The organism is Ruegeria sp. H7 (genome assembly GCF_056532945.1).
Genome location: NZ_JBQFNZ010000003.1, coordinates 1 through 22311, shown reverse-complemented (window position 1 = coordinate 22311; position 22311 = coordinate 1). Strand labels below are relative to the sequence as shown.

At 59.6% G+C, this 22311-nt stretch carries 23 protein-coding genes; 13 read left to right on the top strand and 10 right to left on the bottom strand.

All coding sequences use genetic code 11. From position 1 onward, the window contains the following. Positions 1-15: 15 nt before the first annotated feature. Both ACR0AC_RS08920 and regB read right to left on the bottom strand, forming a co-directional pair. Positions 16-1524 (bottom strand): PAS-domain containing protein, encoded by a 1509-nt coding sequence (locus ACR0AC_RS08920; protein WP_480872880.1) that lies wholly within the window; start codon positions 1522-1524, stop codon positions 16-18. A 68-nt stretch (positions 1525-1592) separates the two neighbouring features. Further along, the gene (regB, locus tag ACR0AC_RS08915) at positions 1593-2990 is read right to left on the bottom strand and encodes a sensor histidine kinase RegB (protein ID WP_480872878.1); all 1398 of its coding nucleotides are present in this window, start codon (positions 2988-2990) and stop codon (positions 1593-1595) included. A 90-nt stretch (positions 2991-3080) separates the two neighbouring features. Between regB and ACR0AC_RS08910 the strand changes: the two genes are divergently transcribed. Next, entirely contained in the window at positions 3081-3707 is a 627-nt protein-coding gene (locus ACR0AC_RS08910) for an SCO family protein (protein ID WP_170453322.1), read from the top strand. A gap of 80 nt (positions 3708-3787) precedes the next feature. Next, positions 3788-4342, top strand: a complete 555-nt coding sequence (locus tag ACR0AC_RS08905; protein WP_050604676.1) for an ActR/PrrA/RegA family redox response regulator transcription factor — start codon at positions 3788-3790, stop codon at positions 4340-4342. Positions 4343-4386: 44 nt separating this feature from the next. On the opposite strand, the gene ACR0AC_RS08900 is transcribed toward ACR0AC_RS08905, so the two are convergent. The 3 genes from ACR0AC_RS08900 to ACR0AC_RS08890 form a co-directional block, all read right to left on the bottom strand. Next, complete coding sequence (locus ACR0AC_RS08900) at positions 4387-4875, bottom strand: CHAP domain-containing protein (RefSeq protein WP_480708456.1); 489 nt, start codon at positions 4873-4875, stop codon at positions 4387-4389. A 355-nt stretch (positions 4876-5230) separates the two neighbouring features. Beyond that, the gene (locus tag ACR0AC_RS08895; RefSeq protein WP_480872876.1) at positions 5231-5947 is read right to left on the bottom strand and encodes a DUF2059 domain-containing protein; all 717 of its coding nucleotides are present in this window, start codon (positions 5945-5947) and stop codon (positions 5231-5233) included. 14 nt (positions 5948-5961) lie between these two features. After that, the gene (locus tag ACR0AC_RS08890; protein ID WP_170520835.1) at positions 5962-6552 is read right to left on the bottom strand and encodes an HD domain-containing protein; all 591 of its coding nucleotides are present in this window, start codon (positions 6550-6552) and stop codon (positions 5962-5964) included. A 206-nt stretch (positions 6553-6758) separates the two neighbouring features. Here ACR0AC_RS08890 and ACR0AC_RS08885 point away from each other — a divergent pair, with 206 nt between their 5' ends. The 3 genes from ACR0AC_RS08885 (at position 6759) to ACR0AC_RS08875 (ending at position 9325) form a co-directional block, all read left to right on the top strand. Beyond that, complete coding sequence (locus ACR0AC_RS08885; protein ID WP_170631629.1) at positions 6759-7073, top strand: hypothetical protein; 315 nt, start codon at positions 6759-6761, stop codon at positions 7071-7073. A gap of 103 nt (positions 7074-7176) precedes the next feature. Beyond that, entirely contained in the window at positions 7177-8565 is a 1389-nt protein-coding gene (gene ahcY / locus ACR0AC_RS08880) for an adenosylhomocysteinase (protein WP_480872874.1), read from the top strand. 13 nt (positions 8566-8578) lie between these two features. Beyond that, positions 8579-9325 carry an extensin-like domain-containing protein gene (locus ACR0AC_RS08875; RefSeq protein ID WP_480872872.1) on the top strand — a complete coding sequence of 249 codons (747 nt, stop codon included), beginning with the start codon at positions 8579-8581 and terminating at the stop codon, positions 9323-9325. A gap of 14 nt (positions 9326-9339) precedes the next feature. Here ACR0AC_RS08875 and ACR0AC_RS08870 read toward each other — a convergent pair whose 3' ends face one another. Beyond that, the gene (locus ACR0AC_RS08870) at positions 9340-9987 is read right to left on the bottom strand and encodes a DUF899 family protein (protein ID WP_480872870.1); all 648 of its coding nucleotides are present in this window, start codon (positions 9985-9987) and stop codon (positions 9340-9342) included. Between the two features lie 191 nt (positions 9988-10178). Here ACR0AC_RS08870 and ACR0AC_RS08865 point away from each other — a divergent pair, with 191 nt between their 5' ends. Further along, the gene (locus ACR0AC_RS08865) at positions 10179-10520 is read left to right on the top strand and encodes a DUF2853 family protein (protein ID WP_170453316.1); all 342 of its coding nucleotides are present in this window, start codon (positions 10179-10181) and stop codon (positions 10518-10520) included. A gap of 225 nt (positions 10521-10745) precedes the next feature. Here the strand turns inward: ACR0AC_RS08865 and ACR0AC_RS08860 are convergent, their stop codons facing one another. From ACR0AC_RS08860 to tsaD, 4 genes are read right to left on the bottom strand one after another with little or no spacing between them, the layout of a single operon-like run. Further along, positions 10746-11168: an EVE domain-containing protein gene (locus tag ACR0AC_RS08860; RefSeq protein WP_170453315.1), complete on the bottom strand. Its 423-nt coding sequence runs from the start codon at positions 11166-11168 to the stop codon at positions 10746-10748. After that, positions 11168-11437 (bottom strand): YciI family protein, encoded by a 270-nt coding sequence (locus ACR0AC_RS08855; RefSeq protein WP_170453314.1) that lies wholly within the window; start codon positions 11435-11437, stop codon positions 11168-11170. The genes ACR0AC_RS08860 and ACR0AC_RS08855 overlap by 1 nt, the downstream gene beginning before the upstream one ends. 1 nt (position 11438) lies before the next feature. After that, positions 11439-12401 carry an NAD(P)H-dependent glycerol-3-phosphate dehydrogenase gene (locus tag ACR0AC_RS08850; protein WP_480872868.1) on the bottom strand — a complete coding sequence of 321 codons (963 nt, stop codon included), beginning with the start codon at positions 12399-12401 and terminating at the stop codon, positions 11439-11441. After that, positions 12398-13495, bottom strand: a complete 1098-nt coding sequence (tsaD, locus tag ACR0AC_RS08845) for a tRNA (adenosine(37)-N6)-threonylcarbamoyltransferase complex transferase subunit TsaD (RefSeq protein WP_480873218.1) — start codon at positions 13493-13495, stop codon at positions 12398-12400. The genes ACR0AC_RS08850 and tsaD overlap by 4 nt, the downstream gene beginning before the upstream one ends. A 130-nt stretch (positions 13496-13625) precedes the next feature. Between tsaD and ACR0AC_RS08840 the strand changes: the two genes are divergently transcribed. The 7 genes from ACR0AC_RS08840 to ACR0AC_RS08810 all read left to right on the top strand — a co-directional run bounded on the left by ACR0AC_RS08840 (position 13626) and on the right by ACR0AC_RS08810 (position 22244). Then, positions 13626-14306 carry a uroporphyrinogen-III synthase gene (locus tag ACR0AC_RS08840; RefSeq protein WP_480872866.1) on the top strand — a complete coding sequence of 227 codons (681 nt, stop codon included), beginning with the start codon at positions 13626-13628 and terminating at the stop codon, positions 14304-14306. Between the two features lie 54 nt (positions 14307-14360). After that, a complete protein-coding gene (locus ACR0AC_RS08835; protein ID WP_480872864.1) occupies positions 14361-15635 on the top strand; it encodes a COG4223 family protein in 1275 nt (424 codons plus the stop codon). Positions 15636-15645: 10 nt separating this feature from the next. After that, complete coding sequence (locus ACR0AC_RS08830) at positions 15646-17133, top strand: heme biosynthesis HemY N-terminal domain-containing protein (protein WP_480872862.1); 1488 nt, start codon at positions 15646-15648, stop codon at positions 17131-17133. An 82-nt stretch (positions 17134-17215) separates the two neighbouring features. Further along, complete coding sequence (locus tag ACR0AC_RS08825) at positions 17216-18313, top strand: MHYT domain-containing protein (protein ID WP_170453308.1); 1098 nt, start codon at positions 17216-17218, stop codon at positions 18311-18313. 140 nt (positions 18314-18453) lie between these two features. Next, entirely contained in the window at positions 18454-19287 is an 834-nt protein-coding gene (locus ACR0AC_RS08820; RefSeq protein WP_170453307.1) for an FAD binding domain-containing protein, read from the top strand. A 12-nt stretch (positions 19288-19299) separates the two neighbouring features. Then, entirely contained in the window at positions 19300-19830 is a 531-nt protein-coding gene (locus ACR0AC_RS08815) for a (2Fe-2S)-binding protein (RefSeq protein ID WP_480872859.1), read from the top strand. Then, a complete protein-coding gene (locus ACR0AC_RS08810) occupies positions 19827-22244 on the top strand; it encodes an aerobic carbon-monoxide dehydrogenase large subunit (protein ID WP_480872858.1) in 2418 nt (805 codons plus the stop codon). The genes ACR0AC_RS08815 and ACR0AC_RS08810 overlap by 4 nt, the downstream gene beginning before the upstream one ends. The last annotated feature ends 67 nt before the right edge of the window (positions 22245-22311 follow it).

Here is a 22311-nt window from a genome sequence, read left to right as displayed (position 1 = left end):
CGGCTGCAACCCGGTTCAGGCGCTGATTTGCTGGATTGGAGTTCGGTCCAGCACGGCGGCGTCACAGGCAAAGCGCACAATGGTCGCGCCGTTCTGCATTGGGGTCACCGTGCAATCCAGTTTGGTGCCGTCGCGCATCCCAATCTCAGCCGACCATTCGGCCCGGTTGTCGCGCATTTCAACGAAATCCCGGATCTCGCCCAGAATGGGCGTGGCAACACAACGCTCCTGCCATTTGCGGGTCACATCCATGACCGAGTCGCTGTGGAATCCTGCATCCTCGGCATCGCCCCAAAGCTTTTGATAGGCGTAGTTGGTCAGCGCCAGCGTGCCATCATCCGCAAAGACGGCAATGGCATCTGCCAGCTTGTCCAGAATCGATTGCATCAGGTCCATTTCCGCACGGAACCGGCGGGTCAGGGTGATTTCGGCTGTAATATCTTCGAACAGAAAGGCGACGGCCCCATCGGGGTGTGGACGGCCGCTGACGGAATAGACCGAGCCGGACGGCAGCGACCAGGTTTCCTGATAATTCCCATCCTCTGCCGCCTCGAGCAGATCGTTCATCTGCTTGCGCCAAGACCGGTAATTTTTGGGTTCCGGCATCATATGCTGATCCCGCAGCCGGTCAAAGAAACTGGACAGGCTGGGACGGCAGCTTAGGAAATCCGGGGGCAGGGTGGTCAGGTCGATCAGGGCCGGGTTGAACAGGGCCAGCTGACGGTTGCGGTCAAAGATGGCCAGACCGATGGACAGCTGAGCAAAGGTCTTGGTCATCGTCTGCACGAATTTGCGCTGGGCGGTTTCCGCCTCGACAATCGCGTTGACGTCCATGGCATAGCACAGGCAGCCCTCGTCATGTTCGATCTGGGTCAGGTCGAACCATAACTGACTGTCGCTGCCGACAACATCAATCGGGATGCGGGTTTTCCCGGCAGGTCTTGGGTCACCCTTTTGGGTCGGAAACAGTGGCGCAGTCAGATCCACGTCCTGACCGCGCGCCTTGCGGGCCAGCGCGATATAAGCGGCGTTGCACCACGTAACCCGGTTTTTGTGGCCCCAAAGCCAGACCGGATAGGGGGCCTGATCCATCGCCAGACGGATCGGATCGTTCGGATCGCGCAGTTGGCTTTCGGATGATTTCGCAGGTTCGTGCAATTGCACCCGTACAATTCCGTCGATCCATTCGCACAGAACCTCTCGTTCAACCGTGCAATCGATGGCAGAGACCACCAGATTTCCCTGCTCGCGCACGATATCCGGCGTTTCCGGAAAGTTGGGGAAGTCCCGCTGCAACAAGCGGCGCAGCCCGTCCCAATCTCCCACCTGCTCGAACCCTGCCAGCGCGATATCGGAATGGCTGATCAGCCGGTCCCCGTCGAACAGAAACACCGCGTCAAACAGCGAGGCGTTCGAAAACATCCCATAGCTGTCATCCCGGCGCGCGCGGCGCGGAAGCAGCCATTGAATGGCCAGACAGCACGATACAAGGCTGATTGTGGCCAGGATGATCCAGTCAGCCATAGAAAACCCCATGTCGGAACAAATGCTGGGATCAGACTATGGCTCTGATTGGTTAACGGTTTGTTAATTCAGACCTGGATGTGCTGGTTGCTGCCCGAAGGCACCGGCGTGTCGCCCTTTTGCGCGTCAATCAGCTTGCGCGGCCAGGATACCCGCACAATCGCACCCTTATGGGCGGGATTGTCGGACAGGTGCTGATAGGGGTCCGATCCGTTGGCAAATTCCAGTTCGGCCCCGCTGCGTTCCAGCAGGGTCTTGGCGATGAACAGGCCCAGCCCCATCCCTTCGTATTCCGGGCGGGCGCGCTGATCGGTCTCGGCCCGGCGACGGCGCATGAACGGATCCCCGATCCGCCCAATCAGGTGCGAGGGGTAGCCGCGACCGTCATCCATGATGCTGACGGTGATCTGATCCGTGGTCCAATGCGCCTCGACCCAGACATTGGCGCGCGAGAAATCCACCGCGTTCTGGATCAGGTTGCGCAGGCCATGAATGATCTCGGGTTTGCGCAGGATCGAGGGCTGTTGCACGTCCCCATCCTGTGCCGGGCCTTCGGCGAAGTGAACTATCTTGCCGCGCTCGATATGCGGTTCCGCGGCCTCATGCACCACGGTCGAGATCGGGGCCTGCCGCAGATGCAGGTCATCCTTCCCGGCCCGGCCCATATCGCGCAGGATATCGCGGCAGCGGTCGGCCTGTTCGCGGATCAACGCGGCGTCTTCTTTCAGGTCGGGTCGGTCATCCAGCTCTTCGATCAACTCGGAACTGGTCAGTTTGATCGTGGCCAGAGGCGTCCCTAATTCGTGTGCGGCAGCGGCAACCACACCGCCCAGATCGGTCAGCTTCTGCTCACGCGCCAGGGCCATATGGGTGGCCGACAGCGCCTCGGACATGGATTGCACCTCGGAACTGACGCGGTGCGAATAAGCGCCGATGAACACGATGGCGATCAGGATCGCGGCCCAGTTGCCGAACAGAAGAATATCCGGAATGCGCAGAATCAGCCCGATATCGGTGCGCAGGGGCAGGTGAAATTCGGCCAGCAGGGTGGCCAGAATGATGGCAACGCCACCAACGATCAAAGTGGACCGCGTGCTCATGACATTGGCCGAGATCGTGACGGGCCCCAGCAACAGCAGGGCAAACGGATTGTTCAGACCGCCGGTCAGGTACAGCAGAAACGCCAGTTGCATCAGGTCGAACAGCACCATCAGGAAGTTTTCGAATTCGGTCAGGCGCTTGTTCTGCGGGAACAGGAAAATCGCGGTCAGATTGCCCATGACCGAAACACCGATGGCCAGATAGCACAGCCCAACCTCAAGCTGCACGTGATAGGTTTGCTGGGCCACGGTGATCGCGGTGATCTGCCCCACGATGGCCACCCAGCGCAACAGGATCAGCGTGCGCAGCCGGATCCAGCTGCTGCGCTCCTGGCCGCGCCAAAACGTCTGGTTGGAATCTGCCATCGGTCGATTATGTCCTGTTGCATCGGCTGATCATCTTGATAGGTGTCCCGGCCGAAACGATCAACAACCCCTTGCGCACGGATAATCGCCATGACCCGCCTGTATGCTGTTCTCGCAACCGTTGTTCTGGCTATTGGCCTTGGGGCCATGTGGCTTTTGACGCAAGGGTCGGGCTCGGACGACAAGTTCGCGCAATGCCGGTCCAGTCAGATCGCCGGGGGTACAGCGGCCATTGGCGGGCCGTTCGAGCTGATTAACGGCAAGGGCGAGACGGTAACTGACGCAGATGTGATCACCGAACCGACGCTGGTTTATTTCGGCTATACCTTCTGCCCCGATGTCTGCCCGTTCGATATGTCCCGCAACGCAGAGGCGGTCGATATTCTGGCCGGGCGCGGGTATTCCACGACGCCCCTGTTCATCTCGATCGATCCGGATCGGGACACGCCCGAGGTGGTCGGCGACTATGCCTTCAACCTGGGTGGCAAAACCATCGCGCTGACGGGATCGCCCGAACAGGTCAAGGCCGCCAGTCAGGCCTACAAGACCTATTACAAGGCCCATGACAAAAGCGATGAATACTATCTGGTCGATCATTCGACATTCACCTATCTGGTGACGCCCGAGGATGGGTTTCTGGAGTTCTTCAAGCGCGACGACACCGCCCAGCAGATGGCCGACAAGGTTGGCTGTTTCCTCGATCAAGGCGCGTCCTGACAAGGTTGTTTGACCTTTGTTCCCGCGCTGCTATTACTCTTGTTCAAGCCAACGGCATGACATAGCGGAAAGACCTAAGAATGGCAGACAGTTCTCAGCTTGATATCGGCCCTGACAAATCCCTGCTTCTGGTGGATGATGACGAGCCGTTTCTGAGACGTCTGGCCAAGGCCATGGAAAAGCGCGGGTTCGAGGTTGAAACTGCCGGTTCCGTCGCCGCAGGTCGCGCGATCTCTACCGCCCGTCCGCCCGCCTATGCAGTTGTCGATCTGCGGCTCGAGGATGGCAATGGTCTGGATGTGGTCGAGGTTCTGCGTGAAAAACGCCCCGACAGCCGGGTTGTTGTACTGACCGGCTATGGTGCGATTGCAACCGCCGTGGCGGCTGTGAAGATCGGCGCGACGGATTACCTGTCAAAGCCCGCCGACGCCACCGACATCACCAACGCGCTGCTGGCCAAGGGTGATGAACTGCCCCCGCCGCCGGAAAACCCCATGAGCGCCGACCGCGTGCGGTGGGAGCATATCCAGCGGGTCTATGAGCTGTGCGACCGGAATGTCTCGGAAACCGCACGGCGGCTGAACATGCACCGCCGGACGTTGCAGCGGATTTTGGCGAAGCGTAGCCCTCGGTAAAAAGCAGAGCTTTGACTGGTCTGTTCAAAGGGTAGTCTTTAAGACTACTCGCCAGACTTCGGATAGATGAACCCGTTCACCGGGTACAAACTGCCATACTGACCCGGAAGGCTTTCGACCCGAACCAGCGTCCAGTCGTTGTTTTTGGACACATCCCTCACGCCCATCTTCAACGACACCTTGTTGCGGTGCCAGTTGGCGTGGTTCACGATGACTTCCCGCTCGGTCACAACATCGGACACAACTGCCACGTGGCCCAGCGGCATCCCGCGGGTTGCCCGAAACGACATGACCGAACCGACAACCGGTTCATTGCCCCGCGCGAAACCACTGCGCGCCTTGCCCCACCAGTCCTTGGCGTTGCCGCGAATTTCGATACCGCTGAGGTCGCGCGCATAGGGCACGCACCACACCCTCTGCCCCCGAGACTGCTTTTGCGAGACCTCGCGCAGCGCCATTGACTGACGTTCCGGATCGAGCTGTTCATCGCTTGGACCATGGGCGCAGGCAGAGACCAGACTCAAAAGTCCCACCGCAATTGCGGTTCGGGCTGCGCCGGACAAGCGCGGCCAAGTCGTGTCTGTTTTGCGTGTGCCGGTGCTCAAGAATCTTCACTGTCCATTCGAAGACACGTGAGTTTTAGGGGGATCAGATGTGTTGTGAAAAGAGGTCTGTCAGCTCGTGGCAAGATTTCGCCGGTTCTTTGTTACACAAATAGGACAATAGCCGGGCCAGAAGGGGAAAATAACGAAGTGTTTGACTACCTGATATGGGCACAGCTTGTTCGAGACGGCGCGACGTCTGAGAATGCATGCAGGACATAGTAGTGGAATTTGGCGGCGTGTAGTCGTAGGTGATTATTGTCTCTTGAGCGCGCTTTTTGATCAACTAGTGTTTTATCTCGCTCTCGAGTTTTGCAATAAAATCCTTGCGAGCTATTGGGTTGGAGAACCAGAAAAGCCCCTTTGTTTTGAGCGCGCTGAGTACAAACTCTGTTCTTATTGCCGCCTCACCGCTTCGTAGAGAAAACACGCCCGTCGTCATAAGTCCATCACTACAAGAATCTTGGTGCTCAGAACTCGCGCCGAAGGTCTTTCCGGTTTCGCTTTCGAAGAAGTATCGAAAATCCCTGAACTCTTGAGGTGAAAGAAAATGGCGGATTTTAGTTTCTTCATATCCCCAAGCCAGAGGAGAAATAACAATTCTGTCTGCCGCCTCTGCCTTACACTCCTTGTAACTAAGTCTTCTTAGTTTTTGCCAGACACCGGTTTGGTAAAAGGATTTGATCTCGGTTAATTGCTGTGCATCGAATGTCTTAAGATATGATTTCGCAAAATCGTCAAGCTGCTCGTCGATGGCAACATCTGTGATTTCATTAGGAACAAGGATTTCGAGGCGCTCGGCATCTCTTACTCTTATGTTGTGGTTTCTCAACAGACTATCGAGGTACCTAACATAATACTTTGAAGCATTGGTTCTCATCGTGCGAAGTTCTTCTTCTAGAAACCGTTGGCTAGCGATATATTTCGCATCGTCTTCTGGAGATGCAGATGCCGTAAGTGCAAGGCAGCACAATAAAATCACTGTGAAACACAGCCTATTCATCTCGAAACTTCCTGCTATCTCTCAAGCAACGCGCTATGCCGTGCCACATACGCTTCTCTTACCTCAACCGGCGGTCTTAGCGTGATCGTCAGCCCCTCCATCACCGCCCGATCCGGACGACCGAAGAACTTCGTCGCCTCAGCCTCGGAAAACCCTGCGATCTGGGTGGCCTCCATCCAGGCGCTGATCTTGTCGGCTTTCTTGATCTGTCGCTTTACCGTCTTCGGTACCTCAGCAGGCAACCCGAACCGGATGTGGATGGCTGCTGCCAACCGATCATCCAGCGCACCATAGTCCGGGCCGACGGCGGATTTGACGGGTGAGATCATGTCGCCGATCACATATTCCGGCGCGTCGTGTAACAGGGCAGCAAGTCGCCATTTCGCGGGCGCTTTGGGGGCGATACGGCCAAAAATCTCTTCGACCAGCAGGGAATGTTCGGCCACGGAATAGGCAAAATCGCCGTTTGTCTGCCCGTTCCAACGCGCCACAAAGGCCAGACCATGCGCGATATCTTCGATCTCGATATCCACCGGGGTCGGGTCCAGCAGGTCCAGCCTGCGGCCTGACAGCATCCTCTGCCATGCTCGGGGTTGTGTTGCCATTCTGCCATGCCTTGTGAAGTGGGACACATTAAAATCGTATTTTTCTGCTATGATGTACCTGTCAGGATCACTTGCTGCCAACGTTTTCTTGAGCGTTCGTGCTTTGAAACATCACCACTCGATCCCGACATAAAAACCGAGGGGGGCACACGCTTCTCCCGGTGTGCGCCTCTCACAAATGCAACGCGAAGTGAAAGGAGCAAGTTATGTTCAAGCGTTTATTTGCAATTGCCCTGACTTTTGGCATGGCCGCCACGGCCCCGCCCGCCTTTGCCCGCACCTGTGCAGAGCGCGAGCATGTGATTGCCAAGCTGCAGGACAGTTACTCGGAAGAGCTGGCTTTTGGCGGTTTGCAGAAAACACGCGGCGCGCAGTCGGTCATGGAGGTTTGGACCTCAAAAGAAACGGGCAGTTATACCGTTTTGGTGACCCAGGCGAACGGCATTTCCTGTATTGTCGCCGTTGGCACCGATTTTTTCGAAGCGATCCCGAAAGTCAAAGTTGACGGCACGCCAAGCTGATAAAAGTGGCGTAACACTCCGTTTTCGGACATCCACATTGCCACCTGCCCCAAGGGATGTTAGGGGCAGCCAAGTGTGATTGACCGGAAAAATGGAGCGCCAGATGGCCGGGGACTATATCGTTAAAGACATTTCGCTGGCCGGGTTTGGCCGCAAGGAACTGGATATCGCCGAAACCGAAATGCCGGGGCTGATGTCCTTGCGTGCGGAATATGGCGACAGCAAGCCTTTGTCGGGCGCGCGTATCGTCGGTTCGCTGCACATGACCATCCAGACAGCCGTTCTGATCGAAACGCTGGTGGCGCTGGGCGCGGATGTGCGCTGGGCGTCCTGCAACATCTTCTCGACCCAGGACCATGCGGCGGCAGCGATTGCCGAGGCGGGCATTCCGGTCTTTGCCATCAAAGGCCAGACGCTGGAAGAACATTGGGATTATCTGGACAAATCCTTCCTGTTCGAGGACGGCCCCAACATGATCCTGGACGATGGCGGCGACGCCACGCTGTATATCCTGCTGGGCGCACGCGCCGAAGCGGGTGAGGACATCATCCCCGTTCCCGGTTCGGAAGAGGAAGAGGTGATCAAGAAGCAGATCGCCAAGCGTATGGCGGCAAGCCCCGGCTGGTTCACCAAGATGCGCGACCAGATTCAGGGTGTCTCCGAGGAAACCACCACTGGCGTGAACCGTCTGTACCAGCTGGTGAAAGACGGCCACCTGCCGTTCCCGGCGATCAACGTGAATGACAGCGTCACCAAGTCGAAGTTTGACAACAAATATGGCTGTAAGGAATCGCTGGTCGATGGCATCCGCCGCGCCACCGACACCATGATGGCCGGTAAGGTTGCTGTTGTGTGCGGTTATGGCGACGTGGGCAAAGGCTCGGCTGCCTCGCTGCGTGGCGCGGGTGCTCGTGTGAAAGTGACCGAAGTTGATCCGATCTGCGCGCTGCAGGCTGCGATGGACGGATTTGAGGTCACTCTGCTGGAAGACGAAGTCGGAAGCGCGGATATCTTCATCACCACCACCGGCAACAAGGACGTGATCCGCATCGAGCATATGCGCGCGATGAAGGACATGGCCATCGTCGGTAATATCGGTCACTTCGACAATGAAATTCAGGTGGCCAGCCTGAAGAACCACAAATGGACCAACATCAAGGAACAGGTGGACATGATCGAGATGCCCTCGGGCAATCGCATCATCCTGCTGTCCGAAGGCCGTCTGCTGAACCTCGGCAACGCCACCGGTCACCCGTCTTTCGTGATGTCGGCGTCTTTCACCAACCAGGTTCTGGCCCAGATCGAGCTGTTCACCAAAGGCGACCAGTACGAAAACAAGGTCTACATCCTGCCCAAGCATCTGGATGAGAAAGTCGCGCGCCTGCATCTGGACCGGATCGGTGTGAAACTGACCAAGATGGATAATGAACAAGCGGCCTATATCGGTGTTGCGCCGGAAGGCCCCTATAAGCCCGAGCATTACCGCTACTGATCGCGGATCGGGTATGAGCAAACGCAAAGGACGCCGCCGGATTTCGTATCTGGCGGCGTCTTTCTTTTCGATCATCGTATTTCTATTTCTTGTTGGTTCGGGCGGGTATCTGTTGCTGTCCCATCCGCAATCGCCTGTTCCATCGCATTGGAATCCGATGCGGGATCTGGCCGTGAAAGCCCGGGTCACACCAGTTACCAGATACCAATTGAGCCGGGCGCTGCCGGATGAGGCGCAGTGCCGGGCGGCCCTGTCCGACGCGGGCGCGGCGTTTGAACCGATGGAGGATCTGGTCGTTGATCAGAATTGCGGCATTGCCGGTCGGGGCGCGTTGTCGCAACTGACCTCAGCCAAGGTCGCGCTTGTTGAGACACGCTGCACCACCGCCCTGCGTCTGGCGATGTGGGAACATCACGTGGTCCAGCCGGCCGCGCAGGAGATTCTGGGCACCACAGTCCGGTCCCTGCGCCATCTGGGCAGCTATAACTGCCGCCGCATGCGCACCGCCCAAGGTGAAAACAGCGGGTGGAGCAGCCATGCCACGGCGGATTCGATCGACATCATAGGTGTTACCCTGGCCGACGGACGGGCGCTGAACCTGTTGGACGACTGGACCGAACCCGGCCCCGAGGCCGATTTTCTGCGTCAGATCGGGCGCGGCGCATGTGATTGGTTTCGCGTGGTGCTGGGCCCTGATTTCAACCGCTTGCATGCCGATCATTTTCACCTTCAGGGGCCCGGCTGGGGCTATTGCCGATAGCCGAGCGCGCCGTTTCAGCGTAGGGAGGGCATGAAATCTTCGCGGCCCTGCGGTGTGAAATCCAGAACATTCCACAATGGCCATGCCGCATCCACATGCCGGGGATGCCAATCGCTGGGTTCAAAGAACAGCTCGGAACTCCAGAAATGGTGAATGCCGTCCGAAAGGCGCTGAAAGACATTCAGGATGGGAAGCTGGTCACCCCCGTCGGTCTCGGCCAGATAGTCGCTCTGGTACCGCGTCCCAAGCGCGGAATATAACGGGAGCGCATTCCAACCCATCTTGTCTTTGAGGGACAACAGTTGTTCGGGCGTGTTCTGCGCCACCACCGCAACCGATGCCTTTTGCGCCAGATGATGGATCTGAGAGTTCAACCCATCCAGAAAGGCCGAGCACATCGGGCAAGGGCGTTCCGCATCCGGTCCGTACATCAGCGAATAGATGATCAGCGTATCCTTGTCGCTAAACAGCGACGACATCGGTGCGGCCTCGCCGGTAAGTTCTCGGAACGCGTAATCGTTTGGGATCTTGCCCCCGACAGGCAGAGCACGGCGCAAGGCCGCGACCTCTTCAACCTTTGCTCTCAGGTCCCGCTCGGCGGACAGAAGCGCGTTACGAGCGGATCGATATGCGGTGGTTTCATTGGGTAGGGAAACGGGCATCAGGACCTCCGGGATTCGTAATTAACAAAAAGGTTAAATAAAAAATTCACGAAAATCAATTCGCGGCGTTCCGCAAAGTTCGGCCTAGGGGGAAACCTTGTGATTTTTCCCTTTTGGGAAATCTCATTGCAAGGCTAGTCTCTCGGGCATCGGTGAAAAGTGCCGTGACAACGGATTAAGGAGAATGGGACATGGGCAAACGCGACGATTTGATCGCCAAATACGCTGAAGATCTGAAAGGCAAATGTGGGATGGACCCCGATATGGACCTGCTGACAAAGGTCACCATCGGTTGCGGTCCGGCGATCTATGACGCGGATGCGTCGACAGTGGCGGCCAGCCAGGAAGGTGAACTTGAGACCGTCAAGAACAACTTCCTGATCAAGAAACTGGGCCTGTCCGACGGTCCCGAGCTGATGGAAGCGATCAACAAGGCCATGGAGACCTATGGCATGTCCGAGCGCAACAAATACCGCGCGGTCGTCTATTACATGCTGACCAAGCATTTCGGGAAAGAATCCGTTTACGGTTGATCCCCGGACAATACGATTACGAACGCCCGCCTGTCCCCAAGGCGGGCGTTTTGCATTTGAATTGGATTCTAAGGACTTGCCGTTTGAAACGCGGTCGCGGATCGGGCTATGGTCAATCCAGTGACCAGGACGGTCAGAACCAGATTTTCGATACACGTGTGGTGAGTAGGGAGCACGTGGGGTAGGGAAGGTTCTGCGCCGTGCAGGGCCTTCCCTTTTTTACGTTCAATCCGCTTGGGTTTCGCCCAGAGCACAGATTGTAACCCATTCCGCATCGCTGACAGGCTGCACGGACAGGCGTGAGTTTTTGACCAGCACCATCTCGGCCAACCGCTCATCCGCTTTGATCTGATCCAGCGTCACGGGCTCGGCGAACGGGCGCACCGCCTTGATGTCAACGCATTCCCAGCGTTCGTCATCGGTGGTGCTGTCGGGATGGGCTGCGGCGCAGACCTCGACGATACCGACAATCGCCTTGTCCTTTTGCGAATGATAGAAAAAGCCGCGATCCCCCACGGCCATCTGCCGCATGAAATTGCGTGCCTGATAGTTGCGTACGCCATCCCATTCTTCGCCCACATTACCCTTGGCGACCTGCTGATCCCAGCTCCAGGTCGAGGGTTCGGATTTGAACAGCCAATACGCCATCAGCCGATCACCCTTTTCCAGGGGATCAACTCGACCGACTCGAACAGCCCCGCCAAAGCATAGGGATCGTTTTCAGCCCAGGTTTTGGCCTCGGCCATGTCCTCGACATCCAGAATGACCAGAGATCCGATCATGTCCTCTTGCTCCAACAGTGGCCCGGCTTGCGAGACGACGCCGGTTTCCTCGATATAGGCCAGGTGGGCCGCGCGGTTGTCCAGACGGGTTTGCAGCGCGCCAGCTTTGTCTTTGGCGATCAGGGCGATGAGCATTCTATTCCTCCTTAAGCGGCCGACCCAGCAGGGACTGAATCGCCTGAGCTACACTGTAGGCACCGTCGCTGAGTTCCGCCACCGTTGTGCTGATTGGCATGTCCAGCCCCTCGGCCTTGGCGATCTTGGCCATGGCGCGGGCCGTGGCGACACCTTCGACGGTTGTGGTCTTGTCGAACGGCTGATCCAGACCCAAACACAGGCCAAAACGATAGTTTCGCGACAGTTCAGATGAACAGGTCAGCACCAGATCGCCCAACCCGGACAGCCCCATCAACGTATCCGGTTGCGCCCCGCGCTGGGCGGCAAAGCGCTGCATCTCGGCAAAACCGCGGGTGATCAGGGCAGCCCGTGCGCTGTCTCCCAACCCTGCCCCGATAGCAGCGCCGCAGCCGATGGCCATGACGTTTTTCAACGCGCCGCCCAACTCGGCCCCGGTGGTGTCGGTGGTGCGGTAAAGGCGCAGGTTTGCGGTGGTCAGCCGGGCTTGCAGGTCTTCGCCCGTAGAGGCGTCTGCGCAGGCCAATGTCAGCGCCGTAGGCAGGCCGCGCGCGATGTCATCGGCAAAACTGGGCCCGGTCAGCAGTGCTGGTTGGGCATCCGGGACGGTTTCACGGATCACCGCCACCGGGCCAAGACCAGTGGACAGTTCAATCCCCTTGCAGCAGGCGACCAGGGTTTTGCCCGCCAGTGCCGTTCGGTGCTGGGTCAAGGCCGCGCGCAACTGCTGCATAGGCACCGAGACCAACAGCAAATCCGATTGGCACGCCTGATCGATCTGCGCCGTCACCGTGATCTGGGGCGGCAAAGGCACACCGGGCAGGCGTTGTGCGTTCTCGGACGTGTCCTGCATGGCGCGGGCTTGTGCTGCGTCGCGCGACCACAAGGTGACAGGCCCGTTGCCTGCCAAAGAAATCGCAAGGGCGGTTCCGAATGCACCAGAGCCCAGTACCGCAACGCTCATGCCTTGGCCCCTTTCTTACCGCTGCCCAGCATCGCCGGGCTGGTTTGATCCAAGGGCCAGCGTGGATGTGCGGTCAGGTCCAGACCATCCCGCGCGCCGGTGCGAAAGCGTTCAAGCCCGGCATAGGCGATCATGGCCGCGTTGTCGGTGCACAAGGCCAGCGGCGGGGCGGTGAATGAAACCCCCTGCTCGGCAGATACCGTCTCTAACGCGGCTCGAATGGCGGAATTTGCGGCCACGCCCCCGGCCACTGCGATCACAGGATCGGCAGGGGTTTGTTCCAGATACAGACCAATCGCGCGACGGGTTTTCTCGGCCAGCGTATCCACAACCGCCTGTTGGAACCCGGCGCACAGATCAGCGCGGTCCTGTCGGGTCAGCCCGCCTTTTTCCGCCACGATCTGATCGCGCATCCGCATCAGCGCCGTTTTGAGCCCCGAGAAAGACAGGTCACATCCGGGCCGATCCAACAAGGGGCGCGGGAATCGGAACCGCTTGGGATCGCCCGAGCGCGCCTCGGCCTCGACCGAAGGACCACCGGGCTGCGGCAGGCCCAGCAAACGGGCGGTTTTATCGAATGCCTCACCCGGAGCGTCGTCGATGGTGCCGCCAAGGCGGGTGAAAGCCTCAGGGCCATGGGCGATCAGGTATTGGCAATGACCGCCCGAGACCAGCAGCATCAGATAGGGGAATGATACGCCATCGGTCAGGCGCGGGGTCAGCGCATGCCCGGCCAGGTGATTGACGCCGATCAGCGGCAGTCCGGTCGCGGCGCTGATCCCCTTTGCGCACATCACGCCAGACATGACCCCGCCGATCAGGCCCGGCCCGGCGGTTACGACAATAGCGTCCATGTCGCCCAGACCCAATCCCGCAGCCGTAAGCGCCTGCACCACACAGGTGTCCAGCTTCTCGGCATGGGCCCGCGCCGCGATCTCGGGCACGACGCCGCCATAGGCGCTGTGCAGCTCGGTCTGGCCATGCACGACCGAGGACAGAATCTCGGCCCGCGCGCCCTCTGTCTGGCGCACCACGGCGGCGGCAGTATCGTCGCAGCTGCTTTCCAACCCAAGGACGGTAAGTGTTTGCACCATTGGCACGATCCGTTGCATCATGATTGGCATGCGGGGTATCACCCCGCGCGGATGCAAACAATCCCAAGGCCAAAGGCGCCGATCGTTGTATTTGTTGATGACACGCCCGCGCGCTGCCTCGGAGAGGTTTGTGGCGCAGCTGCCGACCCGCACCAGATCACGGGTGACCGTCATCCATTCCCCCATTCTGGAAATCAAACCGCTGCCGGTGCAGGTTTCAACATCCGACGTGCAGGGGCTTATCTTCTCGTCAGCCAATGCGGTGAACGCGGCGGCATCGATGGGGGTGAGCCGCGATCTGCCCGCTTTTTGTGTGGGTCCGACCACGACCGGCACCGCCAAGGGCGCAGGCTGGGCGGCGCAGATGGTTGGCGGCACCGCCGAGGAACTGGTGGCGGCCCTGCTACAGATCCGGCCGCACAGCCCGCTATTGCATCTGCGCGGCGAACACAGCCGTGGAAACGTGGCCGAGCGTTTGACGGAACTGGGTGTCACAACGCGGGAACAGGCGGTTTACCAGCAACATCTACGACCGCTGAGCGCCGAGGCTTTGGCGGTTTGCAACGCAGATCAACCGATCATCGCGCCGATATTCTCACCCCGGACCGCGCGACAATTTGCCGACATCTGGGCCGGAACCGCGCCCCTTTGGCTGGCCGCGATCAGCCAGGCAACGGCGGAACCCCTTAAATCCTTGGGCTACACGCGCCTGAAGATCGCCAAAGAGCCGACGCCCGTAAAAATGCGCAAAGCCGTTAAAAAGCTTGTGAAACATGCGATGCGGGTTGAGGGCGAGCCGGGTGCAGATTAACTTGAACCAGTCTGTAGTTCTGGTGATTTTAGAATCGATAAGGGGAATGTGACGGTGGCGGGCAAAAAGAAATCCGATCAGGAACCGGTGGAAACCCCGAAATCGGACGACGTAGCCGAAGGCGCAACTGTCGATCCAACTGTCGAATCTGATGACGCGGCTGTTGACCAGAACGACGCCAGCGAAGACCTGACTTCCGAAGCCGAAGCCGAAGCCGAAGCCGAAGCCGAAGCCGAAGCCGAAGCCGAAGCCGAAGCCGAAGCCGAAGCCGAAGCCGAAGCCGAAGCCGAAATTTCGGCGGATACGGCTGAACCCGCGCAGGCACAAGAAAAGCCTGCCGAACCGGCCCCCGAAAAACGCGGCGGTTTTGTTCCGGCGCTGCTGGGCGGCGTGATTGCTGCCGGACTTGGTTTTGTGGCCGGGCAGGGCGGGCTGTTCTCGTCGGGCGGGTCGGACACTGCGCAATCAATTGCCGCGCTGGAATCGAAACTGGCTGATCAATCGGATCAGATCGCGGCCCTGACAAAATCGCTGTCGGATGCGCCGGATGTCTCTGGCCTGTCAGATCAGGTGCAGGCCCTGTCGCAAAAGCTGGATCCGGTTGATGCCGACCTGACCGCGATGAAGTCCAGTGTCGCGGCGCTGAGCGGTCAGATCGCGCCTTTGGCCGATCGATTGACCGAGCTTGAAAAAAACCCGATTGCCGAAAACACCTCGCCCGAGGCGAATGCCGCTTTTGAGGCTGAGTTGAAGAAGCTACAGGACTCGCTGGCCGCACAGCGGGCCGAGGTTGAGAAGATGGTGGCCGATGCCCAGGCGCTTGAGGCCAAAGCCTCGGCCGAAGCACTTGCGGCGACCAATGCCGCGATCCTGTCGCGCCTGCATGGTCAGTTGGATACGGGTGCGCCATATTCTGATCTGGTGACCGAACTGCAAGCAGGCGGTGTGACCGTGCCGGATGCTTTGTCCGGCCCCGCCGACAAGGGGGTCGAGACGCTGCCAGCGCTCCGCGCCTCATTCGCGCCCGCGGCGCGCACGGCATTGGCCGATGCGCGGGATGCGGACAAAGGCACTGGCCTTGTCGCCTTTTTGCAGCGTCAGACAGGGGCGCGGTCGGTGACCCCTCAGGACGGGGATGACCCCGATGCCGTTCTGTCGCGTGCGCAGGCCGCTCTGGCCTCTGGCGATCTGAGCGGCGCACTGTCGGAATTGAAATCTTTGCCCGAAGCGGCGCAGACCGCGATGGCCGAGTGGGAGCAGGCGGCTCAGACCCGTGTCTCTGCCGTAGATGCCGCGAATACGCTCGCGTCCAGCCTGAACTCGAACTGAGGGACCTGCCATGCTGTGGTCATTGTTTAAAATCCTTGTTTTCGTTGCGATTATTGGCCTACTGGCCTTGGGGGCGCAGGCTTTGATGCAAACCAGCGGCGGGGTGCAGATCACTGTTGCGGGTACGGAATACACTTTGGGGCCGCTGCAATCCGTGATCGCGCTGGGTGTGCTGGTCGTTGCGGTTTGGCTGTTCTTCAAACTGCTCAGCCTGCTGATCGCGACGCTGAAATTCCTCAATGGCGACGAAACCGCCCTGTCGCGTTATTTCGACCGCAGCCGGGAAAAGCGTGGTTATGAGGCTTTGGCGGATGGTCTGATGGCACTGGCCTCGGGCGAAGGGCGCACGGCGATGACCAAGGCAAGCAAGGCCGAGAAACTGCTGAACAAGCCTGAACTGACCAACCTGCTGGTGGCGCAGGCGGCCGAGATGACCGGCGACACCAAAAAGGCATCCGAGACCTACAAGAAGCTGGTGACCAACAATGCCACGCGTTTTGTCGGTGTGCGGGGGATCATGAAACAGAAACTGGCTGAAGGCGACGATGAAACCGCGCGCAAGCTGGCGGAAAAGGCGCTGGCGATCAAACCGCGTCACGAGGAAACACAGGACGTTCTGCTGGGCCTGCAAACCAAGGCACAGGATTGGGCCGGCGCACGGTCGACGCTGACCTCGAAGCTGAAGGCCGGGTATCTGCCGCGCGATGTGTTCAAACGGCGCGATGCGGTTCTGGCCCTGTCCGAGGCCAAGGATATTCTGGACGAGGACGCGACAGTTGATCAGCAGGAACGCGCGATTGAGGCCAACCGCCTGTCGCCCGATCTGGTCCCTGCAGCGGCAATGGCCGCACGCGCCTATATCGAAAAGGGCAAACCCAAAGCCGCGACCAAGATCCTGAAGAAAGCGTGGGAGGTGCAGCCGCATCCCGATCTGGCCCATGCCTTTGCCGAAATTGCGCCGGATGAAACACCAGACCAGCGGATCAAGCGCTTTACCGCCCTGACACGGATTCACCCGGAAAACATGGAAACCCGACTGATCCTGGCCGAGCTGAATATCGTGGCCGAAGACTTCCCCGAAGCGCGTCGCGCGCTGGGCGATGTGGTCGAAAAGCAGGCGGATGCGCGTGGGTACACCCTGATGGCCGCGATTGAGCGGGGCGAGGGTGCAACGGATGCGGTGGTGCAGGGCTGGCTGGCCAAGGCGCTGAACGCGCCGCGCGGGCCGCAATGGGTCTGCACCAACTGCCATGACATTCAGCCGGAGTGGGCGCCGGTCTGCCAGAATTGCGGCAGCTTCGACACGCTCAGCTGGCAGACCCCGCAAACGCCCGAGATCGCCAGCGCCACAGGCGTTCACATGCTGCCACTGATCGTCGGCGCGTTGGAAGACAAAACTGACGAGCCAGATGAGATGGAAGCGACCGAGCCCGAGGGTGCAGACGTCATCGAACTGGACGCCGAGCCGGTTGAGGAAAAGGTCGAAAAACAGGCCTGATCCCCGCGATTGCTGGGCAATTGTCCCGGACAGTTCGGTTTGCTAACGTCGCCCTTACGTCGGGGAGGGCGTACTGACCGAAATGCTGGACTACTCGCATAACCCGTGGCTTGTAGCGGCGTCACTGGCCGTGGCGCTGATGGCCGGGTTCACCGGGCTTTACCTGACGCACGGGGCCTCAAAGCTGGATGACCAAAGGCGCAAGTTCGTGGTGGCGCTGGCGGCGGTCATTTTGGGCGGCGGCATCTGGTCGATGCATTTTGTCGCCATGCTGGGCCTGCAACTGCCGATCCTCTTTTACTATGACGCGCTCATTACGCTGATTTCGGCCCTTGTGGCGATCCTGATGGTGGGACTTGCGTTGCTGTTGCTGCATTTCCGGCCTCGAACGATGCAGACCATGGTTTCAGCCGGGGTCATTGTCGGCCTTGGCATCGTGGTGATGCATTATGTCGGCATGGCAGGGATGGAACTGTGCCGCCCGGTCTACACGGTCTGGGACGTGGCGATTTCCACCGTGGCCTCGGTGGTTCTGTCGGTGCTGGCAATCTGGGTGGCCTATGACAACCGGACCCAGCGCAACATCCTGCTGGGGACGGTGTGTTTCGGTCTGGCCGTCTTCACGATGCATTTCGTGGCGGCGGGGTTGACCGATTTCATCGCCAGCGACAATGCAGGCAGGGCCGGGCCTGCACTGAACAATCAGGTGCTGGCGATGGGGGTCACGGTTTCGGTGTTTCTGATCTGCGGGGCCTTTCTGCTGACCGGGATCACCTTCATTGGACCGCAGCCAGAAATCGCACCGTCAGCGTCAGAACCCACGCAAGATCCTCAACCTACCGCCTTGCGCGCCGGTGTTCCGTTCGAGCGTGAAGGGCAGACCTTCTTTACCGAACCTGCCAGCGTGGCCGCGATCCGGGCCGAGGGGCATTACACCGTGCTCTACATGGGGGCCGAGAAACTGTTTTGCCCCTGGTCGATCACCGAGGCTGAATCGCGCCTGAAACCCGATGGCTTCTTGCGCGCGCATCGCAGCTATCTGGTGAACCCCAAACATGTCTCAAGCTTTGAGCGGCACAAAGACAATGGCACCTGCTACTTCGACGGGGTCGATGCGCTGAGCAAGGTGCCGGTCAGCCGATCCCGCCTGACGGCGATCCGCGACGCGCTGGGCCTTTGATCGCAACTCGTGCAGCCTATTCGCAACTCGTGAAACAAGCCGCGCGCCCCGTTTCACGTGACTGGCGGCACTAGCGCCCTCTCCTCTTTTCTTTCCTCAGGTCCCCCACGGCATACCGCTTGGACCCAGGGAGGAAAAACATGATACCAGCCGGTTTTGAGTATCACCGGCCAGGCGACATCGCCTCGGCCATCGGCATATTGCAGGAACACGGAGATGAGGCGCGTGTGATCGCGGGCGGGCACAGCCTGATCCCGATGATGAAACTGCGCATGGCCGAAATGGGTCATCTGGTCGACCTTCAGGCCATTGACGAGCTCAAGGGTATTGAGGTCGGCGCCGAGACCGTGACCCTTGGCGCGATGGTCACGCAGCATGAGTTGATCACCCATGACGGGCTGGCCGCAGCCATTCCGCTGATCCGCGAAGCGGCGCTGCAGATCGCTGACCCTCAGGTGCGTTACATGGGGACTGTTGGCGGCAACGTGGCCAATGGCGATCCGGGCAATGACATGCCGGGGCTGATGCAGTGTTTGAACGCGACATTCGATCTGTCCGGCCCCGATGGTGCCCGCAGCGTCGCTGCGCGGGAGTTCTACGAGGCCGCGTATTTCACCGCGCGTGAAGACGAAGAAATCCTGACCCGCATCTCGATCCCGGTGCCGGGTGCAGGCGTTGGTCAGGCTTATGAAAAGCAAAAGCGCAAGATCGGCGATTACGCGACGGCTGCTGCTGCGGTGATGGTGGGCAACGGAACGGCTTCGGTTGCGATGACCAATCTGGCTGACACGCCGGTCTGGTCCGAGGCCGCGAGCGCCGCTCTGGCAGGCGGCGATGTTGAGGGCTGCGTGGCGGCGATGCTCGACGCGATCGACCCGGTGGCCGACAACCGCGGCCCTGTCGAATTCAAGAAACACGTGGCCGCCGTGATGCTGCGCCGCGCCATCGACCGTGCGCAACGCCGCGCGGGGTGAGGAGGGGAACACATGTCGAAAATGCACGTCAAACTCACCGTGAACGGCAAACAGGTCGAAGGTCTGGCCGAGCCGCGCACGTTGCTCATTCACTTCCTGCGGGAAGATCTGAAAATCACCGGCCCTCATATCGGTTGCGAAACAAGCCATTGCGGAGCCTGCACCGTCGATATCGATGGGAAATCCGTCAAATCCTGCACCACCTTTGTGGCACAGGTGAACGGGGCCGATATCACCACGGTCGAGGGGCTGACCAATGACGATGGTAGCCTTGGGGTGTTGCAAGAGATGTTCCGCGAACATCACGGGCTACAATGCGGCTTCTGCACGCCGGGGATGATCACCCGCGCGCATCGCTTGCTGCAGGAAAACCCGAACCCGACCGAGGATGAAATTCGCTTTGGTATGGCGGGGAACCTGTGCCGCTGCACTGGATACCAGAATATCGTCAAGGCGATCTCGGCCTCGGCTGATTTGCTCAATGCGCAAAAGCCCTCAAGTAGCGAAGCGATAGGGCAAACCAAAGTGGAGGCTGCGGAATGACCGACCAGACCCTGACCCCCGAAGAACGCGCCGCCAACCTCAAAGGCATGGGCTGCGCCCGAAAGCGCGTCGAGGATGTGCGGTTCACCCAAGGCAAAGGCAATTATGTCGATGACATCAAGTTGGACGGGATGCTGTTCGGCGACTTTGTACGCTCGCCCTACGCCCATGCCCGTGTCGTCAGTGTGAACAAAGAGGCGGCTTTGGCCGTGCCCGGCGTTGTCGCGGTTTTGACTGCCGAAGATCTGGCGCCGCTGGGTCTGCATTGGATGCCGACGCTGGCTGGCGACAAGCAGATGGTGCTGGCCGATGGCAAGGTTCTGTTCCAGGGCCAGGAGGTTGCCTATGTCGTCGCCGAAGACCGCTATATCGCGGCGGACGCGGTGGAACTGGTCGAGGTCGAATATGAAGAGCTGCCTGTTATCACTGACCCGTTCGAGTCGTTGAAATCCGACGTCGTCCTGCGTGAGGACCTTGAAGGTCAAACCGAAGGCGCGCACGGCCCACGCAAACATCACAACCATATCTTCACCTGGGAACAGGGTGACAAGGACGCGACCGAGGCTGTTCTGGATGAGGCTGACGTAGTGGCCGAAGAAATGGTCTATTACCACCGCACCCACCCCTGCCCGCTGGAAACCTGCGGCTGTGTGGCGTCGATGGACAAGGTGACGGGCAAGCTGACGCTTTATGGCACGTTTCAGGCCCCGCACGCGATCCGCACGGTTGTGTCGCTGATCTCGGGTCTGGCCGAGCACAACATCCGGGTGATCAGCCCCGATATTGGCGGCGGGTTTGGCAACAAGGTGGGGGCCTATGCGGGCTATGTCTGCTCGGTTGTCGCCTCGATTGTCACCGGCAAGCCGGTGAAATGGGTGGAAGACCGGATGGAGAACCTGATGTCCACCGCCTTTGCCCGCGACTACTGGATGCAGGGCAAGATCGCGGCTACCAAGGAAGGCAAGATCACCGGGCTCTGGTGTCATACCACGGCGGACCATGGCGGCTTTGACGCCTGTGCGGACCCGACCAAGTTCCCGGCGGGGTTCATGAACATCTGCACCGGGTCTTATGACATTCCAACCGCCTATCTGGCCGTTGATGGTGTGTATACCAACAAGGCGCCGGGCGGGGTGGCCTATCGCTGTTCCTTCCGGGTGACCGAGGCTGCCTATTTCATCGAGCGGATGATCGAGGTTCTGGCCATCAAGCTGAACATGGACGCGGCCGAACTGCGCCGGATCAACTTTATCAGGGCGGATCAGTTTCCGTATCAGTCGGCGCTGGGCTGGGAATATGACTCGGGTGATTATCACACAGCCTGGGACAAGGCGCTGAAAGCGGTGGATTATGAGGGTCTGCGGGAGGAACAGGCGCAGCGGATCGAAGACTTCAAGGCTGGCAAAACCCGCAAACTGCTGGGGATCGGCCTGACGCATTTCACTGAAATCGTCGGGGCCGGGCCGGTGAAGAACTGCGATATCCTTGGGATGGGCATGTTCGATTCATGTGAAATCCGCATCCACCCGACCGGCTCGGCCATCGCGCGTATCGGTGCGATCAGTCAGGGGCAGGGCCATGCCACGACTTTTGCCCAGATCATCGCCAGCGAGATCGGCCTGCCCGCCGATGATATCACGCTGGAGGAAGGCGACACCGACACTGCGCCTTACGGGCTGGGGACTTATGGCTCACGCTCGACCCCTGTGGCGGGCGCGGCCACGGCGATTGCGTCGCGCAAGATCCGTGCCAAGGCACAAATGATCGCGGCCTATCTGCTTGAGGTTCATGACGATGATCTGGAATGGGACGTGGACCGGTTCACCGTCAAAGGCGCGCCCGAGCGGTTCAAGACCATGAAAGAGATCGCCTTCGCCGCCTATAATCAGGCCATTCCGGGGCTGGAGCCCGGTCTGGAAGCGGTCAGCTATTATGATCCGCCGAACATGACCTACCCGTTCGGGGCCTATGTCTGCGTCATGGAGATCGACGTGGATACCGGAGAATGGGAGGTCCGGCAGTTCTATGCGCTGGATGATTGCGGGACCCGGATCAATCCGATGATCATCGAAGGTCAGGTCCATGGCGGCGTGACCGAGGCGCTGGCCATCGCGATGGGGCAGGAGATCGCCTATGATGAGATGGGCAATGTGAAGACCGGTACGCTGATGGATTTCTTCCTGCCCACTGCGTGGGAGACGCCGAACTACACCACTGATCACACGGTGACGCCCTCACCGCATCATCCGATTGGTGCCAAGGGTGTCGGGGAAAGCCCGAATGTGGGGGGCGTGCCTGCGTTCTCGAATGCGGTGCATGATGCGTTCCGACCTTTCGGGTTGGTGCAGAGCCATATGCCGCATGATCACTGGCGGATCTGGAAAATCGCCAATGGGTTGGGGATGCACGGGTAATCGGTTTCCAATCGGCTGTTGCTGGTCCGACCGAGCGGAGGGGGCGCTGCCCCCTCCGCACCTCCCC

What these genes read in the sequence shown, in the direction of transcription:
- ACR0AC_RS08920 (WP_480872880.1), bottom strand. Translation starts at nt 1,524, where the DNA reads ATGGCTGACTGGATCATCCTGGCCACAATCAGCCTTGTATCGTGCTGT.
- regB (WP_480872878.1), bottom strand. Translation starts at nt 2,990, where the DNA reads ATGGCAGATTCCAACCAGACGTTTTGGCGCGGCCAGGAGCGCAGCAGC.
- ACR0AC_RS08910 (WP_170453322.1), top strand. Translation starts at nt 3,081, where the DNA reads ATGACCCGCCTGTATGCTGTTCTCGCAACCGTTGTTCTGGCTATTGGC.
- ACR0AC_RS08905 (WP_050604676.1), top strand. Translation starts at nt 3,788, where the DNA reads ATGGCAGACAGTTCTCAGCTTGATATCGGCCCTGACAAATCCCTGCTT.
- ACR0AC_RS08895 (WP_480872876.1), bottom strand. Translation starts at nt 5,947, where the DNA reads ATGAATAGGCTGTGTTTCACAGTGATTTTATTGTGCTGCCTTGCACTT.
- ACR0AC_RS08890 (WP_170520835.1), bottom strand. Translation starts at nt 6,552, where the DNA reads ATGGCAACACAACCCCGAGCATGGCAGAGGATGCTGTCAGGCCGCAGG.
- ACR0AC_RS08885 (WP_170631629.1), top strand. Translation starts at nt 6,759, where the DNA reads ATGTTCAAGCGTTTATTTGCAATTGCCCTGACTTTTGGCATGGCCGCC.
- ahcY (WP_480872874.1), top strand. Translation starts at nt 7,177, where the DNA reads ATGGCCGGGGACTATATCGTTAAAGACATTTCGCTGGCCGGGTTTGGC.
- ACR0AC_RS08875 (WP_480872872.1), top strand. Translation starts at nt 8,579, where the DNA reads ATGAGCAAACGCAAAGGACGCCGCCGGATTTCGTATCTGGCGGCGTCT.
- ACR0AC_RS08870 (WP_480872870.1), bottom strand. Translation starts at nt 9,987, where the DNA reads ATGCCCGTTTCCCTACCCAATGAAACCACCGCATATCGATCCGCTCGT.
- ACR0AC_RS08865 (WP_170453316.1), top strand. Translation starts at nt 10,179, where the DNA reads ATGGGCAAACGCGACGATTTGATCGCCAAATACGCTGAAGATCTGAAA.
- ACR0AC_RS08860 (WP_170453315.1), bottom strand. Translation starts at nt 11,168, where the DNA reads ATGGCGTATTGGCTGTTCAAATCCGAACCCTCGACCTGGAGCTGGGAT.
- ACR0AC_RS08855 (WP_170453314.1), bottom strand. Translation starts at nt 11,437, where the DNA reads ATGCTCATCGCCCTGATCGCCAAAGACAAAGCTGGCGCGCTGCAAACC.
- ACR0AC_RS08850 (WP_480872868.1), bottom strand. Translation starts at nt 12,401, where the DNA reads ATGAGCGTTGCGGTACTGGGCTCTGGTGCATTCGGAACCGCCCTTGCG.
- tsaD (WP_480873218.1), bottom strand. Translation starts at nt 13,495, where the DNA reads ATGGTGCAAACACTTACCGTCCTTGGGTTGGAAAGCAGCTGCGACGAT.
- ACR0AC_RS08830 (WP_480872862.1), top strand. Translation starts at nt 15,646, where the DNA reads ATGCTGTGGTCATTGTTTAAAATCCTTGTTTTCGTTGCGATTATTGGC.
- ACR0AC_RS08825 (WP_170453308.1), top strand. Translation starts at nt 17,216, where the DNA reads ATGCTGGACTACTCGCATAACCCGTGGCTTGTAGCGGCGTCACTGGCC.
- ACR0AC_RS08820 (WP_170453307.1), top strand. Translation starts at nt 18,454, where the DNA reads ATGATACCAGCCGGTTTTGAGTATCACCGGCCAGGCGACATCGCCTCG.
- ACR0AC_RS08815 (WP_480872859.1), top strand. Translation starts at nt 19,300, where the DNA reads ATGTCGAAAATGCACGTCAAACTCACCGTGAACGGCAAACAGGTCGAA.
- ACR0AC_RS08810 (WP_480872858.1), top strand. Translation starts at nt 19,827, where the DNA reads ATGACCGACCAGACCCTGACCCCCGAAGAACGCGCCGCCAACCTCAAA.